Source organism: Neisseria sp. P0021.S007, from assembly GCF_051956855.1.
In genome coordinates, this window is the sequence record NZ_JBQCXA010000561.1 from 1 (window position 1) to 675 (window position 675).

The 675-nt window shown below is 51.1% G+C and carries 1 protein-coding gene and 1 pseudogene; both read left to right on the forward strand.

What is annotated here, in order from left to right; translation table 11 throughout:
- Positions 1-30: 30 nt before the first annotated feature.
- A pseudogene (locus ACTHUR_RS14630) lies at positions 31-174 on the forward strand (FAD-dependent oxidoreductase); the annotation flags it as partial.
- 67 nt (positions 175-241) lie between these two features.
- A partial coding sequence (locus ACTHUR_RS14635) for a methyltransferase family protein (RefSeq protein WP_440399309.1) occupies positions 242-675 on the forward strand: 434 nt, incomplete at its 3' end.

The window sequence follows — 675 nt, forward strand, 5'->3', positions numbered from 1 at the left end:
CCCCTCCCCCCAACAGCCGAAACCTAAACACAGATTTTCGGCTGTTTCCGCCACGGTTTCATGATTTCCCCTGCCGTAACCGCCGCCGCCGTCAGATTGGCAGTGGCACTGTTTGACGGAAAAGACGCGCCCGAACGTGATGAAGAAAGCGGTTTGGCGTATATTGGAAAATAAGCTTGAGGTAAAATAAGCTTTAGTTCGTCTGAAAACGTCGCGCCATCAGTTTTATAAAGGTAACAATATGAATTTAGAAACCAAAATTCCGCCGCCGGCGATATGTTTTATTTGTGCGTTGTTGATGTACATCTCTACCCAAGTGTCGGCGTTAGCCGACATATTGCCGCGCTTTCCTATATTGCTGTCGGTTGTTTTCATGGTGTTTGGGACTCTGTTGAGCGTATTAGGTGTGTGGGCGTTTCGCCGTTTGCGCACGACCATCAGCCCGCTCCACCCCGAACAAACCGAACACTTCGTTTCAGACGGCGTGTACCGTTTCAGTCGCAATCCGATGTATGCGGGTCTGGGCTGCTGGCTGGTCGCCTGGGCGGGCTATTTGGCGCACCCGCTGCCGTGGTTGTTTTTGGCTGCATTTGTTGCCTATATGACACGCTTTCAAATCATGCCCGAAGAACGCGTTTTGGCGCAGAAATTCGGTGCAGAGTACGAGTCTTATTG